We start from the raw sequence: 18,918 nt of genomic DNA on the forward strand, positions 1-18,918 counted from the left end.
ACAGGCCGGCGGCGACGACCGTGGCGGGAAACCCGCAAAGTGGTTATTGCAATCTTTCGCGGCGCCTCTGCATTTGAACATCGTGGCCTCTGCCGTGCCATTGCCGCCACCGAAGCGGTCGCTTTTGCGATGGATTTTTCGTCCGCGCGGCGCGACAGTCCTCATCGATCTCAACAGGGCCTGATCATGACCGAAGCATTCCTTTCCCACATCGACAGCGAGCTTGAAGGACTGAAATCGGCAGGTCTCTACAAATCCGAGCGGGTGATAACCTCGACCCAATCGGCCGAGATCGAGGTGGGCGGCGAGAAGGTGCTGAATTTCTGCGCCAATAATTATCTCGGCCTCGCCGACAGCGCCGAACTGCGGGAAGCAGCCAAGCAGGCGCTCGACCGTTACGGCTACGGCATGGCGTCGGTGCGCTTCATCTGCGGCACGCAGGAAGAACACAAGCAGCTCGAGGCGACCATTTCTGATTTCCTCGGCATGGAGGACACTATCCTCTACGGCTCCTGCTTCGATGCTAATGGCGGCCTGTTCGAGACGCTGCTCGGCGAGGAGGATGCGGTCATCTCCGATGCGCTGAACCACGCCTCGATCATCGACGGCGTGCGGCTGTCGAAGGCAAAGCGCTTCCGCTACGCCAACAACGACATGGCCGATCTGGAGGCGCGGTTGAAAGACGCGAGCGACTGCCGGTTCCGGCTGATCGCCACCGACGGCGTGTTCTCGATGGATGGCACCATCGCCAATCTGAAGGGCGTCTGCGACCTCGCCGACAAATACGATGCGATGGTGATGGTCGACGACAGCCATGCAGTTGGTTTCGTCGGCAGGAATGGCCGTGGCTCGGCCGAACATTGTGGCGTCGAGGGCAGGGTGGACATCATCACCGGTACGCTCGGCAAGGCATTGGGCGGAGCGTCGGGCGGCTACACGTCGGGCAGGAAGCCGGTGGTCGACTGGCTGCGCCAGCGCTCGCGGCCCTATCTTTTTTCCAACACGCTGATGCCGGCGATCGCCGGCGCCTCGATAAAGGTCTTCGAACTGATCAAAGTCGGGGATGGATTGCGGAAGAGGCTCTACGACAATGCCGGGCATTTCCGGTCCGAGATGGGCAAGCTCGGCTTCACCCTGGCCGGCGCTGACCACCCGATCATCCCCGTGATGCTTGGCGATGCGACGCTGGCGCAGGAGATGGCGGCGCGGATGCTGAAGCGCGGCATCTATGTCATCGGCTTCTCGTTCCCGGTGGTGCCGAAGGGCCAGGCGCGCATCCGCACGCAGATGTCGGCCGCCCATTCCAGCGCAGACATCGATCGCGCGGTTGAGGCGTTCGCCGCAGTCGGTCGGGAACTCGGCGTGATTTCCTGAACGGCCGGAACCGAAAAGCGATTCCGGATCAAGAGGTTCAAGCGACTAAGGTTCTGGGGAACAAAAGAATGTCGAACATGATGAAGGCGCTGGTCAAGGCCAAGGCCGAGCCGGGCATCTGGATGGAAGAAGTGCCGGTGCCGGAGATCGGCCCCAACGACGTGCTGATCAAGATCAGGAAGACGGCGATCTGCGGCACCGACGTCCACATCTATAATTGGGACCAGTGGGCGCAAAAGACCGTGCCGGTGCCGATGGTTACCGGCCACGAATTTGTCGGAACCGTCGCCGATTTCGGTGCGGCGGTGACCGAGTACAAACTCGGCCAGCGCGTTTCCGGCGAGGGCCATATCGTCTGCGGCCATTGCCGCAACTGCCGGGCGGGCAGGGGGCATCTGTGCCGCAACACGCTTGGTGTCGGCGTCAACAGGCCGGGCGCCTTTGGCGAATACCTGGCGATCCCGCAGCACAATGTGGTGCCGATCCCCGACGACGTGCCGGATGAGATCGCGGCGATCTTCGATCCCTTAGGCAATGCTGTTCACACCGCATTGTCCTTTGATCTCGTCGGCGAGGACGTGCTGGTCACCGGCGCCGGGCCTATCGGCATCATGGGTGCACTGGTGGCGCAGTGCGTCGGCGCGCGAAAAGTGGTCATCACCGATATCAACCCGGTGCGCCTGGCACTGGCGAAAAAGCTTGGCGTTCAGCATGTCGTCGACGCATCGAAGGAAAAGCTGCGCGACGTCATGCCGGCGCTCGGCATGACCGAGGGTTTTGACGTCGGCCTCGAAATGTCGGGTGCCGCGCCTGCCTTCCGCGACATGATCGACACCATGAACAATGGCGGCAAGATCGCCATTCTCGGCATCGCGCCGACCGGCTTCGAAATCGACTGGAACAAGGTCATCTTCAAGATGCTGCACCTGAAGGGCATCTACGGCCGCGAGATGTTCGAGACCTGGTACAAGATGATCGCGCTGGTGCAGGGTCCTCTCGATGTCAGCGGCCTGATCACCCACCGCATCGGCATCGACGACTATATTTCCGGCTTCGAAGCGATGAAGAGCGGCAATTCCGGCAAGGTGGTGATGGACTGGTAGCGATCAGAAATGTTGGCGGGACAGCACCCCCCTCTGGCCAGCCGGCCATCTCCCCCTCAAGGGGGGAGATTGGCAGCTTCGCCGACATCGCTCTTCTTTGGAGATTGGCGAAAGCCGAAGCGACGTCCAATCTCCCCCTTGAGGGGGAGATGTCCGGCAGGACAGAGGGGGTGTGAACGATCGCTGCGTAGCAGCTTTCACAGCTCCTTTCGTCGATCCGGCAACGCCATCTCCAGGGCCGCCACTCCGCTGACAACGGCCGCTCGCTGTTCCGTGCTCAGCCTCGCAAGCAATTCCAGCTCGAACGCTTTAGCCAGCGGCACCATCTCGCGATAGGCGACAAGGCCAGCTCGGGTCAGCGTCAGATGCTCGACCCGCCTGTCTTTTCCATCCGGTGTGCGAGTGAGCCAGCGGCGCCGTTCGAGCTCGGCGACGGCTCGCGAAACCTTGGTCTTGTGCATGGCCGACTGCTCGCCGAGTTCCGTCGCGGTCATGGTGCCGTGCTGGCCGAGCCCGGCCAGCGTGCGCCATTCGGGTCGGGTCAGGCCGTGACGGTCCTTGTATATCCTGGAGAATTCCCGGCTGACGGCATCGGCGAGACGGTAGAGCCGGTAGGGCAGGAAGCTTTCGAGTTCCAGGACGTCCATGATTTTGTATCCCGGCAGACGCCGTGGTTGATAGTTACATTTTCAATGGTTACAGATGAAACCAGTTTGGTCAATGCTTGAGTGCCGCAGCCATCGGAGGCGAGGAGCGCGCTCTGTCAGTATCCAGGGAGGATGCCATGGCCTATTCCTACATGCCGGGTTTCGGCAACGACTTCGAGACCGAGACTTTGCCGGGCTCGCTGCCGCAAGGACGCAACTCGCCGCAGCGGCCGGCCTACGGCCTCTACGCCGAGCAGCTTTCGGGCTCTCCTTTCACTGCGCCGCGCGGCACCAATGAGCGCTCCTGGCTTTATCGGATAAGGCCGAGCGTCAGGCATACCGGTCGCTTCAAAGCGGCGAACTATCCGCTGTGGAAAAGCGCGCCGAACGTCGGCGACCACCAGCTCGCTCTCGGCCAGTATCGCTGGAGCCCCGTGCCGATGCCGAAAGAGCCGACAGACTTCATCGCCGGCATGCGCTCGATCACCACCGCCGGCGACGTGCTCGGCCAGACCGGCATGGCGGCACATGTCTATGTCGCCAACCGTTCGATGGCCGACGACCATTTCTTCAACGCCGACGGCGAGTTGCTGGTCGTGCCCCAGGTTGGAGCCTTGCGCTTGATCACCGAGATGGGCGTCATCGAACTCACGCCAGGCGAGATCGCCGTGCTGCCGCGTGGCCTGGTGTTCAAGGTCGAACTGTTGGATGCCGAAGTGCGCGGCTATGTCTGCGAGAATTACGGCGCCAAGCTGACGCTGCCGGATCGCGGCCCGATCGGCGCCAATTGCCTGGCCAATCCGCGCGATTTCAAGACGCCCTGCGCCTGGTTCGAGGATAAGGACACGCCCTGTCGGCTGATCGTGAAATGGTGTGGCCAGTTCCATGTCACCGAGATCGATCATTCACCGCTCGATGTGGTGGCGTGGCACGGCAACTATTCACCCTACAAATATGATCTTGCGACGTTTTCCCCCGTCGGCGCGATCCTGTTCGATCATCCCGACCCATCGATCTTCACCGTGCTGACCGCGCCGAGCGGCGAGGAAGGCACTGCCAATATCGATTTCGTCATCTTTCCGCCGCGCTGGCTGGTTGCCGAAAATACGTTCCGCCCGCCGTGGTATCACCGCAACATCATGAGCGAGTTCATGGGCCTGATCCATGGTCAGTACGATGCCAAGGAAGAGGGCTTTGTGCCCGGCGGCATCAGCCTGCACAACATGATGCTGGCCCACGGACCCGATGCGCCTGGCTTCGAAAAGGCCTCGCGCGCGGAGCTGAAACCGGTCAAGCTCGCCAACACCATGGCCTTCATGTTCGAGACACGCTTCCCGCAGATGGTGACCCGCTATGGCGCCGAGCTCGAAACCCGGCAGGACAATTATATCGACTGCTGGGCCGATCTGAAGAAACGCTTCAACGGCACGCCCGAGGGCGACTGGTCTTGAGCGCCGTCGCATGATGGATCGTCTGGTGCTTCTTGGCTCGAAGGGTGGTCCGGCGCTCCGGCCGGGCGGACCGTGGCCGAGTTCATCGCTGCTGGAGATTGGCGGCCGCACCCTCGTCGTCGATTGCGGGCTGGGCGTAACGCGCGGGCTGACCGATGCCGGCGTCAGTCTGAAGGCGCTTGACCTGATCTTCATCACGCATTTGCATTCAGACCATGTGCTGGAACTCGGACCGTTGATCCACACCGCATGGACGGCCGGCCTGGGGACAAAGGTCACCGTATTCGGCCCGCCCGGCATCGGCTACTATTGGCAGCGCTTTTGCCAGGCGATGGAGTTCGACATCGAGATCCGCATCGCCGACGAAGGGCGGCCGGATCTCCGCGACCTGGTCTCGATTGTCGAGTTTGGTGAAGGCCAGGTGGCGGAAGAGCGCGGTCTCAAAATATCGGCCTTGCGTGTCGACCACCCGCCGGTGACGGACTGCTTTGCGCTGCGCTTCGAGCAAGCCGGGCAAAGCATCGTCTTCTCGTCCGATACGGCGTTCTTTCCGCCATTGTCGGATTTCGCCGAAGGCGCCGACGTCCTGGTCCACGAGGCCATGCTGGAAGAGGGCATCGAGAGGTTGGTCGCGAAGACCGGCAACGGTGCAAGACTGAGGGAACACCTGCTTGCCAGCCACAGCTTTGCCGAGGAAGCGGGCCGCATCGCCAGTGATGCAGGCGTCAAAAGGCTGGTCCTCAACCACCTCATTCCCGCCGACGATCCCGAGATCGGCGAGGCCGACTGGATCGCCGCCGTCAGGAAAACATGGGCCGGCGACTTGACGATCGCCCGCGACGGCCTTGTTGTGGGGCTGGAGCATGATCCCGAAAAGTGGGAACCGGTTTTCGGACGAGATCATGCGTAGAACAAAAATCAAAGCAGCACCAAAGCTGCGCCAGGAGAGGAAACCGCATGAAGCTTGCCACCTTGAAGGACGGGACGCGCGACGGAAAACTCGTCGTCGTCTCGCGCGACCTGACGCGGTTTACCGATGCGTCGTTCCTGGTGCGGACGCTGCAGGCCGCGCTCGATGACTGGCGTCGGATCGCGCCGCATCTCACCGCCATGGCCGAATCGCTGGAGAACAATGCGGTGCCGTCGGCTCGCTTTCACGAGCACGACGCCCATTCGCCGCTGCCGCGCGCCTACCAATGGGCCGACGGCTCGGCCTATGTGAACCATGTCGAGCTGGTGCGGAAGGCGCGCGGCGCCGAGATGCCGGCAAGCTTCTGGACCGATCCGCTGATCTACCAGGGCGGTTCGGACGCCTTCCTCGCACCGCGCGACCCAATCCGCATGATCGACGAGACCCTTGGCATCGACCTGGAAGGCGAGGTCGCCGTCATTGTCGACGACGTGCCGATGGGCGCTGGCCTCGACGAGGCGCGGGCAGCGATCCGGCTGGTCATGCTGGTCAACGACGTGACGCTGCGCGGCCTGACCGGACCCGAGCTTGCCAAGGGGTTCGGCTTCTTCCAGTCGAAACCGTCATCAGCCTTTTCGCCGGTTGCGGTGACGCCGGACGAACTGGGCGATGCCTGGGACGGCGGCAAGGTCAGCCTGCCGCTGCTGGTCGATCTCAACGGCAAACCGTTCGGCCGGGCGAACGCCGGCATCGACATGACCTTCGACTTTCCGGCGCTGATTGCCCATGCCGCAAAAACGCGGCCGCTGGCCGCCGGCACCATCGTCGGTTCGGGCACCGTCTCCAACAAGCTCGATGGCGGGCCGGGCAAGCCTGTCTCGGCGGGCGGCGCCGGCTATTCCTGTATCGCCGAGTTGCGTATGATCGAGACCATCGAAGCCGGCGAACCGAAGACGCCGTTTCTGCGCTTTGGCGATACCGTGCGCATCGAGATGAAGGACAGGGGCGGGCATTCGATCTTCGGCGCCATCGAGCAGAAGGTCGAGAAATACGAGGGGGCAAGAGAATGACAGGCGAGACATTCTATCTCCTGTGCGGTGTCTGGGCCCTTGTCATGCTGGCGATCTTCATCCCGGCGATCCGGCTGAGCTATCGCATCGAGGCGCGCTCGCCCGGCCTGACCAACCGCAGCGGCTTTCCGCGCAAGGCGATGATGTTTCACACCGTCACCAACACGAACGTCGCGCGTGACCAGGAAACGCAAGGCATGCGGCGGCGCATGATCGGGCTGCTGCTGATTGTTCTCGCTGGATTCCTGCTAATGGGGGCAGGCTTGTCGTTGGTCCGGTCAGCTGCGTGAAGTCATGGACCTGCTGAACCATTTCCGCCGCATGGCGCGCAACAATCTCTGGTCGAACGACCGGCTTTATGGCGCCGTACTGCAGCTTAAGCCTGGTGAATTCGAAGCCGAGCGAACCAGCTTCTTCCCGTCGATCAAGGCAACGCTGAACCACATTCTGGCGGTCGATCACCTCTATCTCGATTTTCTCGAAGAGGGCGGCGTCGGCGCCGCGGCCTATGATGAGTTCTTGCGCTTCGACGAAGCGGACACGCCCTTTGGCAAGCGGGCGGAGGCCGACCGGCGGCTGATCGCTTTTTGCGACCGCCTGTCGGCGGACGATCTCGAACGCCGCGTCGTCACTGATCGGCGCGAGGACGGCATGATACCGGAGCGGATCGGCGATTTGCTCGCCCATCTCTTCATCCACGACATCCATCATCGCGGCCAGGTGCACGCGATGCTGTCTGGCACCTCGGTGAAACCGCCACAACTCGACGAGTTCTTCCTCGATTACGATGTTAAGTTGAGGAAAGCCGAAGTCGAGCGGCTGGGACTGCGAGACCAACTGCTTGGCTAATTATGCCAAAGCCACATCGTAACTGGCGAAATGCGGGTCGGATGTAAGGATGGTGAGATTCTCCATTTGCGCCTGCGCAATCAGAAGTCTGTCGAACGGATCACCATGGTGGTGGGGTAGGCTGCCGACGGCGTTTGCGTGCTGGAAGGTTACGGCGAGCGGCTGAAATTGCATCCTTGGAAGCAGCGTTGGCAGGTCGTCCGGCGCATCGAGTTTTCTGATCGAGCGTTTGATGGCAATTTCCCAGACGCTAGCCGCGCTCGCGAACACCACCGCTTCCGAAGCCAGAATAGCGCGGTGGTGCTCGCTGAGACGCCGATCGTCCGAAATCGACCAGAGGATGATGTGTGTGTCGGCGAGAAACGGGCCGACCGTCATTTCACGTACTCATCCCACTCGGGACCGAGTTCATCAAAATCGTCCGCAATCCAGATCTTGCCCTTCAATGCGCCGATACGCGGCAGGGATTCGGCCACTGCCGGAGGTACGATACGCGCCGCCACCTTGCCGTGGCGTGTGAGCACGATCTCCTCGCCGGCTTCCGCACGGCTGACGAGTTCCGACAATTTGGCCTTGGCTTCGGCAATGGAAACATTCATGACTCGATCCTTTATGACCAGAATTTAGGTCATAACTGATCAAACCACAAGGCACCTCGGCCGAACTGGCTACGCTGCCTTGCCGTCCACCTTCAGCACGCCGCGCTTGATCTGGTCCTGCTCGATGGATTCGAACAGAGCGCGGAAATTGCCCTCGCCAAAACCTTCGTCGCCCTTCCTCTGGATAAACTCGAAGAAGATCGGCCCGATCACAGTCTTTGAAAAAATCTGCAGCAGGATCTTGGTCGTGCCGCCGTCGACGACGCCTTCGCCGTCGATCAGGATGCCGTGCCTTTTCATGCGCTCGATCGGCTCTTCATGGCCGTTCACGCGGGCATAAGACATGTCGTAATAGGTCTCGGGCGGGCCCGGCATGAACTTCAGGCCGTTGGCGGCCAGCCTGTCGGTGGCGCCGTAAATGTCGTCGGTGCCGACGGCGATGTGCTGGATGCCCTCGCCATTGTACTTCTTCAGATATTCGGCGATCTGGCTGGTCTCGTCCTTGGACTCGTTGAGCGGGATGCGGATCTTGCCGCAGGGCGAGGTGATGGCGCGGCTGACCAGGCCGGTGATCTTGCCGTCGATGTCGAAGAAATGGATCTGCTTGAAGCCGAACAGGTCGCGGTAGAAATCCCACCATTTGTCCATCTGGCCGCGATAGACATTGTGGGTCAGGTGGTCGAGATAATAGAAGCCGACGCCTTCCGGCCTGGGATCGCGCTCGCCCAGCCAGTCGAACTCGGCGTCGTAAGCCGAGCCCTTCTCGCCATAGGTTTCGATGAAATAGAGCAGCGATCCGCCGATACCGACGATCGCCGGCACGTCAAGCGCCTTCTCGGCGCCTTCATAGGGCGTCGCGCCCTTGGCCACGGCGTGGTCGAAGGCATGCCTGGCATCGACCACCCGCCACGCCATCGAGGCGGCGCAAGGGCCGTGCTTGTCGACGAATTTCATCGCATGCGAGCCGGGTTCGGCATTGACGACATAATTGATGTCGCCCTGCCGCCAGACGGTGATGTCCTTGCTGCGGTGCTTGGCCACCGGCACGTAGCCCATGCGGGTGAAAAGCTCGGCGAGCTTTTCCGGCTCGGCATGCGCGAATTCGACGAATTCGAAGCCGTCGGTGCCGGCGGGATTGGTTTTGCTGATCTTGGCGGGCGGTGCGTCGTGCGGGAAGGGACCCATGGCATTGCTCCGAAATCTGGCCCGAAATCTGGCATTGGTCGCATCGGCCATATCTGAGCCCAATCATAGCGCGGAGCGAGTGCAAATTGCTTGCATTCAAACGCTTGAAATGGTCTTATCATGCGCGAGTTGTGCACTGCGGAGCGGATATTCATGGATGACGCGCGCATCGACCAGTTTGACCGCAAGATAATGGCTCTGCTGCAGGGCGATGCACGGCTGACCAACAACGATTTGTCGGAACGGGTGAACCTGTCCGCGTCGCAATGCTCGCGCCGTCGCCAGCGGCTGGAGGAAGACGGTTATATCAAGGGCTACCGGGCGGTGCTCGACCGCGACAAGCTCGGCTTTTCCCTGGTCAACGTCATTTCGGTGACGCTCGCCACCCACAACCGCGACAATGCGCGGCGTTTCGGCGAATTGGTGGCGCGGCTGCCGCAAGTGCAGGAAGCGCACGCGCTGACCGGCGAGATGGATTATATATTGAAAGTGGTGACGCCGGACCTGAAGTCGCTGTCGGAATTCGTCAACAGCGTGCTTCTCCCGCACGAATCGGTTCAGCATGTGAAGACGGCGATCGTGCTGGAGACGTTGAAGGAGACCGGCGCGCTGCCGATCTGAGGGCGCGAACGTTCACCCCTTCGACTGCTGGATCAGCCCATAGAGATTGGTGCAGCGGGCGCCGGACCGGCAATAGGCGAACACCGGGCCTTCGAGTTCGTCGAGCGCCTCAGCCTGGTCCTCGACATTCTCGGCCGTGATCTGGCCGCTGATGACGGGGATGTAGCGGAAGGCGAGCCCGGCGCCCTCGACCGCCGCCTTGACGGTGTCGGCCGATGGCTGGCCGGGCTGCTCGTCGTCCGGCCGGTTGCAGATCACGCTCTTGAAGCCGGCGGCCTTGATGGTCGCGACATCCTCGGGCTGGATCTGGCCCGAGACCGAATAGTCCTCGCTGATCTGACGGTATTCCATGGCTGGGGTCCTCGCAATCTGGTTAGCGGCAGTCTTGCCACTCCCTGACCCGGTCGGCAATCCGCGCGAAAAGAAATCCATCCGCGCAGATAGAGATTTCGATGCCGGAAATCCAGCCGGGCTAACGCCGCATGTCGCCAGGACGCATCATGCGCCAGCCCGGCTGGATGAACCGGATCGGTCGGCTCAGCTGCCGAGGATCGCGCCTTTGATCTGGGCGATGTTGTTGTGCATCAGGTCGATATAGGTCGAGGCCGGGCCGTCGGGCTGTGAGAGCGCATCGGAATAGAGCGTGCCGCCCACCTTGATGCCGGTCTCGCTGGCGATCTGCTCGATCAGCCGCGGATTGGTGATGTTCTCGACGAAGATCGCCGCCGCCTTGTCCTGTTTCACCTGGCTGACCAGCTTGGCGACGTCGGCGGCGGAGGGCTCCGACTCGGTCGACACGCCTTCCGGGGCCAGGAACGTCAAGCCGTAGGCCTGCTCGAAATAGCCGAAGGCATCATGCGAGGTGATGACGACGCGCTTCTCTTGCGGGATCGACTGGATCGCTGCCTGTACCTCGCCCTCGAGCGCATCGAGCTTTTGCGTATAGGCGGCTGCATTGGCCTTGTAGCTGTCGCAACCCGCAGCGTCGGCCGTGCAGAAGGCGTCGGCGATGTTCTTCACATAGATCTTGGCATTGGCGATCGACTGGAAGGCGTGCGGATCGGTTGCCGTCTCACCATCGGCGTGGGCGTCGGCCTCGGCGAATTCGGGCTTGAAATTGATCGGCGTGACGCCCTTGGTCAGCACGGCGACGGTCGCCTTGGTTGCGCTGGCGTCGACCAGGCGCTGCAGAAAACCTTCGAAATGCAGGCCGTTGACCAGCACGATGTCGGCCTTGGCCATCGCCACCGCATCGGCTGGGCTCGGCTCGTAGACATGCGCATCCCCGTTCGGCCCGACGATGGTGGTCAGATCGATCCGGTCGCCGCCGACATTCTTGGCGAAGTCTCCGATGATGGTGAAACTGGCGACCACTTTCAACGGCTCCGCGAAAGCCGAAGATGCGCCAAAGGCGGTTAATGTTATAACGCTCACGGCCAAAGCGGCGCGGATCGATTTCAGCATGGACAAGTCTCCTTCGTTGGGATCAGGCAGTTCTGTGGCGGTGATGGATGATGCGGGCGCGCAGGATGCCGCGCGTCCCGAACAGGATCGAGGCGAAATAGACGACGCCGGCGGACAGGATGATGGCCGGGCCGGAGGGCAGCGACGCATGATAGGACAACAGCAGCCCGGCAATGCAAGAGGCAAAGCCGATCACTGTCGCCAGCACGCACATCGGCTCGACGCGCGAGGTCCAGAAGCGGGCCGCCGCTGCCGGCAGCATCATCAGCCCGACCGACAGCAAGGTGCCGAGCGCCTGGAAGCCGCCGACGAGGTTGAGCACGACGAGGCCGAGAAAGATGAAATGCACCGGGCTGCCCATCCGGCTGACCGAGCGCAGGAACAAGGGGTCGAGGCATTCGGCGACCAGCGCTCGCCAGAAGATGGCGAGGCTGACCAGCGTCACCACGACGATGCCGCCGATCAGCGTCAGCGCCTCGTTGTTCAGCGCCAGCACGGTGCCGAAAAGCACATGCATGAGATCGACGCTGGAGCCGCGGATCGACACCATAAGCACGCCGATCGCCAGCGAAATCAGATAGAAGGCCGCCATCGAGGCGTCCTCGCGCTGGATGGTGAAGCGCGAGACGGCGCCGGCGCCGAGCGCCACGATGATGCCGGCGATCAGTCCGCCGATGGTCATCGGCAGGATCTCCAGGCCATAAAACAGGAAGCCGGCGGCAGCACCCGGCAGGATGGCATGGGCCATGGCGTCGCCGGACAGGCTCATGCGCCGCAGCATCAGGAACACGCCGACCGGGCAGGCGCCGAGCGACAGCATCATCGAACCGGCGAGCGCCCGCTGCATGAAGGCGTAGTCGGCAAACGGGGCGACGAAAAGACCGTAAAGCACGTCCATCATGCCGCCCTCGGCCCGGAGCCGTGATGATGGTCATGGCTATGCTCGTGGCTGCTGTGATCGTGCACACTGTGATCATGCTCGCCAGGCTCGCACCATGGCGCGTTGTCCTCCCAGGCTTCGTGGAAGCGGCGCGCGCGCAACAAATTCTCCGGCCGCAGCGTCTCTCTGGTCTCGCCCCAGGCGACCGGCTGGCGCGCCAGGAGCAGTGTTTCGGGGAAATTCTGCCGCACTAGGTCGAGATCGTGGACGACCACCATGATCGTACGCTCCTCGCCATGCCAGCGCTTGATCAGTGCGATCAGGTCGCCGACGGTCTTCGTGTCGACGGCATTGAACGGCTCATCGAGCAGGATGAGCTCGGCATCCTGCAACAGCACGCGGGCAAACAGCGTGCGCTGCAGCTGGCCGCCCGACAACGTGTCGATCGGCCGCTTCTCGAAACCGCCGAGGCCGACGGCCATCAGCGCCTTGCTGACCGAGTCGCGATCTTCCCTGGTATAGCGGCCGAGCATGCCACGCCGCGGCCACAGGCCAAGCGAAACCAGGTCGACGACCCGGGCCGGAAAGGAGCGGTCGAGCTCGGACTGCTGCGGCAGGTAGGCGGCGCGCACGCCGGGCGCCCGGATCACCGCGCCGGCCATCGGCTTCAGGACGCCAACGATGCCCTTCATCAGCGTCGACTTGCCGGAGCCGTTGGCGCCGACGACCGCCGTCAAGGACCCCTTGCGGATCGTACCATTGAGGTGGTGGATCGCAGGATGGCTGTTATAGCCCAGCGTCAGGTCGCGGAAGGTCAGGCAGGTTTGGCTCATGTGACGATCCATGGGGCGACGATCGGTGCTGCAGGGGCGGATTCGATATGTGATGTTATTACATTAGTCAACAAGCCAATCGGGCGGAATTGCGGCCGGGCCGTCATGTTGTCCGCTTTGGCTTGGCTCAAGAGGTTCCGCTCGAGCGGCCTTGCTCGAAGCCAGCAGCGATCCTAAACAGGCGCAGCCGACAAGAGAAAGCCGGACAAGAGAAGGAATACCCAATGAGCATTCGTCGCATCGATGTGGGCCCGCGCATGAGCCAGATCGTCATCCACGGCAACACCGTCTATCTGGCCGGTCAGGTCGGCAAGCCGGGTGGAAACGTCGGCGCCCAGACAAAAGACATTCTGGCGGCGATCGACGAATTGCTGGCCAAGGCCGGCACCGACAAGACCAAGATCCTGCAGGCGATCATCTGGCTGGCCGACATGAGCACCTTTGCCGAGATGAACGCCGAGTGGGACAAATGGGTACCGCAGGGCAACACGCCGGCCCGCGCCACCGGCGAGGCCAAGCTTGCCGGACCGGAATATCTGGTCGAGATCATTGTCACCGCGGCGATTTGAGCAGCTCCGTAGGTTCCCCCTCATCCGGCCGCTTCGCGGCCACCTTCTCCCCGAGGAAGAAGAGACTGGCGCTGGCACCAGCGATCTCCTCTCCCCTCGGGGAGAGGTCGGATTGCCCCGAATGCTCTTCGCAATTCGGTCGGCAATCCGGGTGAGGGGGTCTGACCCTCAGTTGAAATGCTCACCCCTGCGACGGCGTGAACCGCGCCACCAGCGTGTGGCTCTCGGCCGCGTAGGTGAACCGGACATGGGTGACGGGGTGCTCGGCGCTCCATGTCCGCCGCTCGATCACCAGGCACGGCGCGCCGGTCGCGATGTCGAGAGCCGCCGCGATATGCTTGTCGGCTGCAACCGCGCGGATGCGATGCTCGGCCGCACTCCATGGCACACGGCCGATCAGCCACGGACCGGGCGCCGTGTCGAAAAACGCCTCTTCGGCGGCCTCCGGCACGGCAGCCAGGTTGATCAGCCGCTGCTCGTGGGCGAACGGCCGGTTGCCGGCGAAATGCCGGCATTCCAGCGCCAGCACCGGCCCGGCGACGTCGAGTTCCAGCAGGGCGCGATCGTCGGCACTGCTGCGCCTTCTGCTTCCCGCCACGCGCTCGTAGCGGTAGGGCAGGCCAAGTGCCTCGACCTCGATTCGGATGTCGTGGATTTCGAGAACGGCCGCCTGCGATTGCGGCCGGCGGACAAAACTGCCGGAGCGACGCCGGCGCTCGATCAGCCCGGCCTTGGCCAATTGCGACAGCGCCTTGTTCACCGTCATGCGCGAACATCTGTATTCTTCCGTCAGTTCATGCTCGAACGGAATGCGGTGGCCGGGCGCCCAGGCGCCGGACAGGATCCGTTCGCTGATGTCCGACAGGATGCGCCGGTGTAGCGAAAGGGCCTCGCCGCCGTCCGCGCTTCCAGAATCCGCGCTTATCGCCTCGATCATGCTCATGCCGAAAGCGCCGTCATCACCTTGCGGAAGCGCTCGGCAATGGCATCGCGTCTTGCATGCCTGCCGTCGCTGACCAGTTTCCTGCCATGCACCCAGACGCAATCGATCTTGGTGCCGTTGGCAAAAATCCAGGCGTCGAGGATCGCATCACCTGCCTTGCCCGCCAACGATGGATGCTTGCCGTCGAGCGAGACGAGATCGGCCGAGGCACCGGCAGTGATCCGCGAGGCGCCGGCGCCCAGCGCGGAACTGCCACCCTCGAGCGCCGCATCGAACAACGCGCGACCGGTCGATCCGCCGGCCACCGCCAGCACGTTGCGGGCGCGGTGGGCGAGGCGCTGCGAATATTCGAGCTGGCGCAACTCGTCGGGCAGGCCGATCAGCACGTTGGAATCCGAGCCGATGCCGAAGCGGCCGCCATGCTGCATAAAAAGGGGCGCGGCAAAGGTGCCGTCGCCGAGATTGGCCTCGGTGATCGGGCAGAGGCCGGCAACGGCGCCGCTTTTCGCCATATCGGTCGTCTCGGTGTCGGTCATGTGGGTGGCGTGGATGAGGCACCAGCGCTGGTCGACCTTGGCATTGGCAAGCAGCCATTCGACCGGCCGCGCCCCGGACCAGGCAAGGCAGTCCTCGACCTCCTTCATCTGCTCGGCGATGTGGATGTGGATCGGCCCCTCCGGCGCCATCGCCGTGATGTTTTCCAGTTCCTCGGGTGCCACGGCACGCAGGCTGTGTGGGGCCACGCCGACGACAGCCTGAGTCGACGCGCGAAGGGATTCGCGGCTTTTCTCAACAAGCCGCGAGAACTGGTTCACATCGTTGATGAATCGCCGCTGGCCTTCATTTGGCGCAGCGCGGTTGAAAGAGGAATGCGCGTAGAAGACGGGCAGCAAAGTCAGCCCGATGCCTGTCTCGGACGCTGCGGCAACGATGCGCTCCGCAATCTCGGCGATATTGGCATAGGGCCGCCCGTCGCGGTCGTGGTGTAAATAGTGAAACTCGCCGACGCGCGAGAACCCGGCCTCCAGCATCTCGACATAGAGTTGCGCCGCGACCGCCTCGACCTGGTCCGGCGTCATCGACAGCGCGAAACGATACATCACCTCGCGCCAGCTCCAGAAACTGTCGGCGGAAGGGCCGCGCAATTCGGCAAGGCCGGCCATGCCGCGCTGGAAGGCATGGCTGTGCAGGTTCGGCATGCCGGACAAAAGGATAGAATGGCGCTCGTCGCCAGGCAGAGGCGAGGTATCCGCCTCGACCGTTGCGATCTTGCCGTCGGAGACTACGATCCGCACATCGCTGCGCCAGCCGTCGGGCAGAAGTGCCTGTTCCGCAAAAATCGCCGTCACGTCTTTCTCCAAATCCCGGTTGGCCATGTGATGATAGCGCTTGCAGTGCCTTTTGATATGTATATACATAATAACTCCCGATTGAAACGGAAAAGATGATGGCTGGAGAGAGCAAAAACCGGGCACGGGAGCTTCGCCTTTGGCGCAATGCGCGCCTCGCGACCATGGCTGATAGCAGCGCCGGGTTAGGCGTCGTCGAGCACGGTGCAATCGCCGTGCGCAACGGCCGGATCGTCTATGCCGGGTCGGAAGCCGACATGCCGGCAGCGCTCCGCCCCAGAGCACTTGGCAAAGACGCCGAGGCGACCGACTGCGAAGGCCGCTGGATCACGCCTGGCTTGATCGACTGCCACACCCATCTGGTCCATGCCGGCAACCGTGCCAATGAATTCGAGATGCGGCTGGCCGGCGCCACCTATGAGGAGGTCGCCAAGGCCGGCGGCGGCATCGTTTCCTCGGTCAAGGCACTGCGCGCCGCGAGCGAGGACGAGCTGGTCGCCCAGTCGCTGCCACGCCTCGACGCGCTGATCGCCGAAGGCGTCACCACCGTCGAGATCAAATCCGGCTACGGTCTCGACCTCGAAAACGAGAAGAAGTCGCTGCGCGCCGCGCGACGGCTGGGCGGTGAGCGGCCGGTGACGGTCAGAACCACTCTCCTCGGCGCTCATGCGCTGCCGCCCGAAGCAAAAGGCGACAAGGACGCCTTTATCGATCTTGTCGCCAACGAGATTTTGCCGGCCGTCGCTGCCGAGGGCCTGGCCGATGCCGTCGACGGCTTTTGCGAAGGCATCGCCTTTTGGCCGGAGCAGATTTCTCGCGTGTTCGATGCGGCCAAGGCGGCGGGCCTGCCGGTCAAGCTTCATGCGGACCAGCTGTCCAATCTGCACGGCGCGGAACTTGCGGCACGCTATGGTGCGCTATCGGCCGATCACCTCGAATATACCGACGAGGCGGGCGCGGCGGCGATGGCGAAGGCAGGAACCGTGGCGACCATCCTGCCCGGCGCCTACTACTTCATCCGCGAGACCAAGAAGCCGCCGATCGCCCTGTTTCGCCAGCATGGCGTCAGGATGGCCGTTGCCACCGATAACAATCCCGGCACCTCGCCGCTGACCTCGCTGCTGCTGACCATGAACATGGCGGCGACATTGTTCGGCCTGACCGTCGATGAATGCCTTGCCGGCGTCACGCGCGAGGCTGCCCGCGCGCTCGGGTTGCTTGGACAGACCGGTACGCTGGAGGTCGGAAAATCCGCCGATCTGGCGATCTGGGACGTCGAACGCCCGGCCGAACTCGTCTACCGCATGGGCTTCAACCCGCTGCATGCCCGCATCTGGAGGGGACAATGACCGAACTCAAGCTCAGGCCAGGCAATGCCAAGCTGGCCGATTGGCGCGCCATCTATCGCGGCGCCGCACTGAGGCTCGACGATGCCTGCCGGCCGAAGATCAAGGCCAGCGCCGAGGCCGTCGCCAGGATCGTTGCCAAGGGCGAGCCGGTCTACGGCATCAACACCGGCTTCGGCAAGCTGGCCAGCGTGCGCATCCCCGCCGCCGACCTCGAGACGCTGCAGCGAAACATCGTGCTGTCGCATGCCGCCGGCGTCGGCGAGCCGATGCCGCTGGCAATTTGCCGGCTGATGATGGCGCTGAAGCTGGCCAGCCTGGCCCAGGGCGCCTCCGGCGTGCGGCCGCGGACGATCGAGCTGCTCGAGGCGATGCTGGCCAACGACGTTATCCCCGTGGTGCCGGCGCAAGGCTCGGTCGGCGCTTCCGGCGACCTCGCGCCGCTGTCGCACATGACCGCGGTGATGATCGGTGTCGGCGAATGCTTTACCCCGCATGGCCGCTTCCCGGCCAAGGTCGCCTTTGTCTCGCACGGCCTGGAGCCGGTGATATTGGGCGCCAAGGAAGGCCTTGCGCTGCTCAACGGTACGCAGTTTTCGACCGCCTATGCGCTGGCGGCTTTGTTCGAGGCGGAAGTGCTCTATCAGTCAGCGCTGGTCGCCGGCGCGTTGTCGACCGATGCCGCCAAGGGCTCCGACGCGCCGTTCGATCCACGCATCCATCTGCTCAGGAAACATCGCGGCCAGATCGAGACGGCCGAGGCGTTGCGTAATTTGATGGCCGGCAGCGCCATCCGTGAATCGCACCGCGTCGGCGACGAGCGCGTGCAGGACCCATACTGCCTGCGCTGCCAGCCGCAGGTGATGGGCGCAGCACTCAGCGTGCTGCGTCAGGCCGCCGATACGCTCGGCACCGAGGCCAATGGCGTCACCGACAATCCGCTGATCTTTGCCGAGGACGACACAGCGCTTTCTGGCGGAAATTTCCACGCCGAGCCGGTGGCCTTCGCCGCCGACATGATCGCGCTCGCCGTCTGCGAGATCGGCTCGCTGTCGGAACGGCGCATCGCCATGCTGGTCGACCCGGCGCTGTCGGGCATGCCGGCCTTTCTGACGCCCAAGCCGGGTCTGAATTCCGGTTTCATGATCCCGCAAGTGACAGCCGCGGCGCTCGTCTCGGAAAACAAACAAAAAGCGTATCCGGCCAGCGTCGATTCGATCCCGACCTCGGCCAACCAGGAAGACCACGTCTCGATGGCGGCACATGGCGCGCGCCGGCTCATCGGCATGGTCGAGAATGCGACGGCCGTCATCGGCATCGAATTGCTGGCCGCGGCGCAAGGCTGCGATTTCCATGCCCCGCTGGCCTCGAGCGCGGCACTGGAGGCGGTGCGCCGGCTGGTCAGGGCAGAGGTGCCGCATCTCGACAACGACCGGCACTTCCATCCCGACATGGAGAAGGCCATCGCCATGGTACGCAGCGGCGCGGCGGTGGAAGCGGCAAGCGCGGTAAAGCTGCCGGGAGTGACGTCGTGAGACTGTACGCCGCCACAGGTCGGACGTTGGCGAAACCCTCGACGCCAGCTGATCTCCCCCCAAGTGGGGGAGATGTCCGGCAGGACAGAGGGCGGCGCTGTCCCGCCAACCTCAGCCCGGCAATACCGAAATTTTCAAAGTCAAAAACAAAAAACCCGCCTCGAGGGCGGGTCGTCGGTGACAATCATCA

At 63.2% G+C, this 18,918-nt stretch carries 21 protein-coding genes; 11 read left to right on the top strand and 10 right to left on the bottom strand.

Features of this window, described 5'->3' with window-relative positions:
* Positions 1–186: 186 nt before the first annotated feature.
* A complete protein-coding gene (locus tag NKH89_RS19045; protein WP_352548954.1) occupies positions 187–1,374 on the top strand; it encodes a glycine C-acetyltransferase in 1,188 nt (395 codons plus the stop codon).
* A gap of 68 nt (positions 1,375–1,442) precedes the next feature.
* Positions 1,443–2,477 carry an L-threonine 3-dehydrogenase gene (gene tdh / locus NKH89_RS19050; protein ID WP_352909528.1) on the top strand — a complete coding sequence of 345 codons (1,035 nt, stop codon included), beginning with the start codon at positions 1,443–1,445 and terminating at the stop codon, positions 2,475–2,477.
* A gap of 197 nt (positions 2,478–2,674) precedes the next feature.
* Here the strand turns inward: tdh and NKH89_RS19055 are convergent, their stop codons facing one another.
* The gene (locus tag NKH89_RS19055; protein WP_023717189.1) at positions 2,675–3,124 is read right to left on the bottom strand and encodes a MarR family winged helix-turn-helix transcriptional regulator; all 450 of its coding nucleotides are present in this window, start codon (positions 3,122–3,124) and stop codon (positions 2,675–2,677) included.
* A 137-nt stretch (positions 3,125–3,261) separates the two neighbouring features.
* Here NKH89_RS19055 and hmgA point away from each other — a divergent pair, with 137 nt between their 5' ends.
* From hmgA to NKH89_RS19080, 5 genes are read left to right on the top strand one after another with little or no spacing between them, the layout of a single operon-like run.
* A complete protein-coding gene (hmgA, locus tag NKH89_RS19060) occupies positions 3,262–4,575 on the top strand; it encodes a homogentisate 1,2-dioxygenase (protein WP_352640013.1) in 1,314 nt (437 codons plus the stop codon).
* A 10-nt stretch (positions 4,576–4,585) separates the two neighbouring features.
* Positions 4,586–5,485, top strand: coding sequence for an MBL fold metallo-hydrolase (locus NKH89_RS19065; RefSeq protein WP_352909529.1), 900 nt, complete (start codon positions 4,586–4,588; stop codon positions 5,483–5,485).
* 47 nt (positions 5,486–5,532) lie between these two features.
* Positions 5,533–6,555: a fumarylacetoacetate hydrolase family protein gene (locus tag NKH89_RS19070; protein WP_023717191.1), complete on the top strand. Its 1,023-nt coding sequence runs from the start codon at positions 5,533–5,535 to the stop codon at positions 6,553–6,555.
* Positions 6,552–6,845, top strand: a complete 294-nt coding sequence (locus NKH89_RS19075; protein WP_352481275.1) for a hypothetical protein — start codon at positions 6,552–6,554, stop codon at positions 6,843–6,845. Before NKH89_RS19070 ends, NKH89_RS19075 begins: the two co-directional genes overlap by 4 nt.
* Before the next feature lie 4 nt (positions 6,846–6,849).
* On the top strand, positions 6,850–7,404 hold the full coding sequence (locus NKH89_RS19080) for a DinB family protein (protein WP_352909530.1): 555 nt from the start codon (positions 6,850–6,852) through the stop codon (positions 7,402–7,404).
* On the opposite strand, the gene NKH89_RS19085 is transcribed toward NKH89_RS19080, so the two are convergent.
* The 3 genes from NKH89_RS19085 to hppD all read right to left on the bottom strand — a co-directional run bounded on the left by NKH89_RS19085 (position 7,405) and on the right by hppD (position 9,188).
* Positions 7,405–7,782 (bottom strand): type II toxin-antitoxin system VapC family toxin, encoded by a 378-nt coding sequence (locus NKH89_RS19085; RefSeq protein ID WP_023717194.1) that lies wholly within the window; start codon positions 7,780–7,782, stop codon positions 7,405–7,407.
* Positions 7,779–8,003, bottom strand: a complete 225-nt coding sequence (locus NKH89_RS19090; RefSeq protein WP_023717195.1) for a type II toxin-antitoxin system Phd/YefM family antitoxin — start codon at positions 8,001–8,003, stop codon at positions 7,779–7,781. The genes NKH89_RS19085 and NKH89_RS19090 overlap by 4 nt, the downstream gene beginning before the upstream one ends.
* 69 nt (positions 8,004–8,072) lie before the next feature.
* Complete coding sequence (hppD, locus tag NKH89_RS19095; protein WP_352845177.1) at positions 8,073–9,188, bottom strand: 4-hydroxyphenylpyruvate dioxygenase; 1,116 nt, start codon at positions 9,186–9,188, stop codon at positions 8,073–8,075.
* Between the two features lie 153 nt (positions 9,189–9,341).
* Here hppD and NKH89_RS19100 point away from each other — a divergent pair, with 153 nt between their 5' ends.
* On the top strand, positions 9,342–9,809 hold the full coding sequence (locus NKH89_RS19100; RefSeq protein WP_352816030.1) for an Lrp/AsnC family transcriptional regulator: 468 nt from the start codon (positions 9,342–9,344) through the stop codon (positions 9,807–9,809).
* 12 nt (positions 9,810–9,821) lie between these two features.
* Here NKH89_RS19100 and NKH89_RS19105 read toward each other — a convergent pair whose 3' ends face one another.
* The 4 genes from NKH89_RS19105 to aztA all read right to left on the bottom strand — a co-directional run bounded on the left by NKH89_RS19105 (position 9,822) and on the right by aztA (position 12,986).
* The gene (locus tag NKH89_RS19105) at positions 9,822–10,160 is read right to left on the bottom strand and encodes a protein tyrosine phosphatase family protein (RefSeq protein ID WP_023674411.1); all 339 of its coding nucleotides are present in this window, start codon (positions 10,158–10,160) and stop codon (positions 9,822–9,824) included.
* Between the two features lie 186 nt (positions 10,161–10,346).
* Positions 10,347–11,273, bottom strand: coding sequence for a zinc ABC transporter substrate-binding protein AztC (gene aztC / locus NKH89_RS19110; RefSeq protein ID WP_023717198.1), 927 nt, complete (start codon positions 11,271–11,273; stop codon positions 10,347–10,349).
* Positions 11,274–11,295: 22 nt separating this feature from the next.
* Positions 11,296–12,171, bottom strand: coding sequence for a zinc ABC transporter permease AztB (gene aztB / locus NKH89_RS19115; RefSeq protein WP_352481316.1), 876 nt, complete (start codon positions 12,169–12,171; stop codon positions 11,296–11,298).
* Positions 12,171–12,986 (bottom strand): zinc ABC transporter ATP-binding protein AztA, encoded by an 816-nt coding sequence (aztA, locus tag NKH89_RS19120; protein WP_352481273.1) that lies wholly within the window; start codon positions 12,984–12,986, stop codon positions 12,171–12,173. Before aztA ends, aztB begins: the two co-directional genes overlap by 1 nt.
* A gap of 224 nt (positions 12,987–13,210) precedes the next feature.
* Here aztA and NKH89_RS19125 point away from each other — a divergent pair, with 224 nt between their 5' ends.
* Entirely contained in the window at positions 13,211–13,555 is a 345-nt protein-coding gene (locus NKH89_RS19125; RefSeq protein ID WP_352481272.1) for a RidA family protein, read from the top strand.
* Between the two features lie 181 nt (positions 13,556–13,736).
* On the opposite strand, the gene hutC is transcribed toward NKH89_RS19125, so the two are convergent.
* Positions 13,737–14,498 (bottom strand): histidine utilization transcriptional repressor HutC, encoded by a 762-nt coding sequence (gene hutC, locus NKH89_RS19130; RefSeq protein ID WP_352481271.1) that lies wholly within the window; start codon positions 14,496–14,498, stop codon positions 13,737–13,739.
* Positions 14,495–15,847 (bottom strand): formimidoylglutamate deiminase, encoded by a 1,353-nt coding sequence (locus NKH89_RS19135; protein ID WP_352481270.1) that lies wholly within the window; start codon positions 15,845–15,847, stop codon positions 14,495–14,497. The genes hutC and NKH89_RS19135 overlap by 4 nt, the downstream gene beginning before the upstream one ends.
* Positions 15,848–15,945: 98 nt before the next feature.
* On the opposite strand from NKH89_RS19135, the gene hutI reads away from it, so the two are divergent.
* Both hutI and hutH read left to right on the top strand, forming a co-directional pair.
* On the top strand, positions 15,946–17,196 hold the full coding sequence (gene hutI / locus NKH89_RS19140) for an imidazolonepropionase (RefSeq protein ID WP_352588448.1): 1,251 nt from the start codon (positions 15,946–15,948) through the stop codon (positions 17,194–17,196).
* A complete protein-coding gene (gene hutH / locus NKH89_RS19145) occupies positions 17,193–18,728 on the top strand; it encodes a histidine ammonia-lyase (RefSeq protein WP_352495270.1) in 1,536 nt (511 codons plus the stop codon). Before hutI ends, hutH begins: the two co-directional genes overlap by 4 nt.
* Positions 18,729–18,918 lie beyond the last annotated feature (190 nt).

Origin of the sequence: Mesorhizobium sp. M0923, from assembly GCF_040319365.1 — a bacterium.
GTDB lineage: Bacteria > Pseudomonadota > Alphaproteobacteria > Rhizobiales > Rhizobiaceae > Mesorhizobium.

Excerpts from the sequence above, each read along its gene's own strand:
- NKH89_RS19045 (WP_352548954.1), top strand. The coding sequence starts at position 187 with ATGACCGAAGCATTCCTTTCCCACATCGACAGCGAGCTTGAAGGACTG.
- tdh (WP_352909528.1), top strand. The coding sequence starts at position 1,443 with ATGTCGAACATGATGAAGGCGCTGGTCAAGGCCAAGGCCGAGCCGGGC.
- NKH89_RS19055 (WP_023717189.1), bottom strand. The coding sequence starts at position 3,124 with ATGGACGTCCTGGAACTCGAAAGCTTCCTGCCCTACCGGCTCTACCGT.
- hmgA (WP_352640013.1), top strand. The coding sequence starts at position 3,262 with ATGGCCTATTCCTACATGCCGGGTTTCGGCAACGACTTCGAGACCGAG.
- NKH89_RS19065 (WP_352909529.1), top strand. The coding sequence starts at position 4,586 with ATGATGGATCGTCTGGTGCTTCTTGGCTCGAAGGGTGGTCCGGCGCTC.
- NKH89_RS19070 (WP_023717191.1), top strand. The coding sequence starts at position 5,533 with ATGAAGCTTGCCACCTTGAAGGACGGGACGCGCGACGGAAAACTCGTC.
- NKH89_RS19075 (WP_352481275.1), top strand. The coding sequence starts at position 6,552 with ATGACAGGCGAGACATTCTATCTCCTGTGCGGTGTCTGGGCCCTTGTC.
- NKH89_RS19080 (WP_352909530.1), top strand. The coding sequence starts at position 6,850 with ATGGACCTGCTGAACCATTTCCGCCGCATGGCGCGCAACAATCTCTGG.
- NKH89_RS19085 (WP_023717194.1), bottom strand. The coding sequence starts at position 7,782 with ATGACGGTCGGCCCGTTTCTCGCCGACACACACATCATCCTCTGGTCG.
- NKH89_RS19090 (WP_023717195.1), bottom strand. The coding sequence starts at position 8,003 with ATGAATGTTTCCATTGCCGAAGCCAAGGCCAAATTGTCGGAACTCGTC.
- hppD (WP_352845177.1), bottom strand. The coding sequence starts at position 9,188 with ATGGGTCCCTTCCCGCACGACGCACCGCCCGCCAAGATCAGCAAAACC.
- NKH89_RS19100 (WP_352816030.1), top strand. The coding sequence starts at position 9,342 with ATGGATGACGCGCGCATCGACCAGTTTGACCGCAAGATAATGGCTCTG.
- NKH89_RS19105 (WP_023674411.1), bottom strand. The coding sequence starts at position 10,160 with ATGGAATACCGTCAGATCAGCGAGGACTATTCGGTCTCGGGCCAGATC.
- aztC (WP_023717198.1), bottom strand. The coding sequence starts at position 11,273 with ATGCTGAAATCGATCCGCGCCGCTTTGGCCGTGAGCGTTATAACATTA.
- aztB (WP_352481316.1), bottom strand. The coding sequence starts at position 12,171 with ATGGACGTGCTTTACGGTCTTTTCGTCGCCCCGTTTGCCGACTACGCC.
- aztA (WP_352481273.1), bottom strand. The coding sequence starts at position 12,986 with ATGAGCCAAACCTGCCTGACCTTCCGCGACCTGACGCTGGGCTATAAC.
- NKH89_RS19125 (WP_352481272.1), top strand. The coding sequence starts at position 13,211 with ATGAGCATTCGTCGCATCGATGTGGGCCCGCGCATGAGCCAGATCGTC.
- hutC (WP_352481271.1), bottom strand. The coding sequence starts at position 14,498 with ATGAGCATGATCGAGGCGATAAGCGCGGATTCTGGAAGCGCGGACGGC.
- hutI (WP_352588448.1), top strand. The coding sequence starts at position 15,946 with ATGGCTGGAGAGAGCAAAAACCGGGCACGGGAGCTTCGCCTTTGGCGC.
- hutH (WP_352495270.1), top strand. The coding sequence starts at position 17,193 with ATGACCGAACTCAAGCTCAGGCCAGGCAATGCCAAGCTGGCCGATTGG.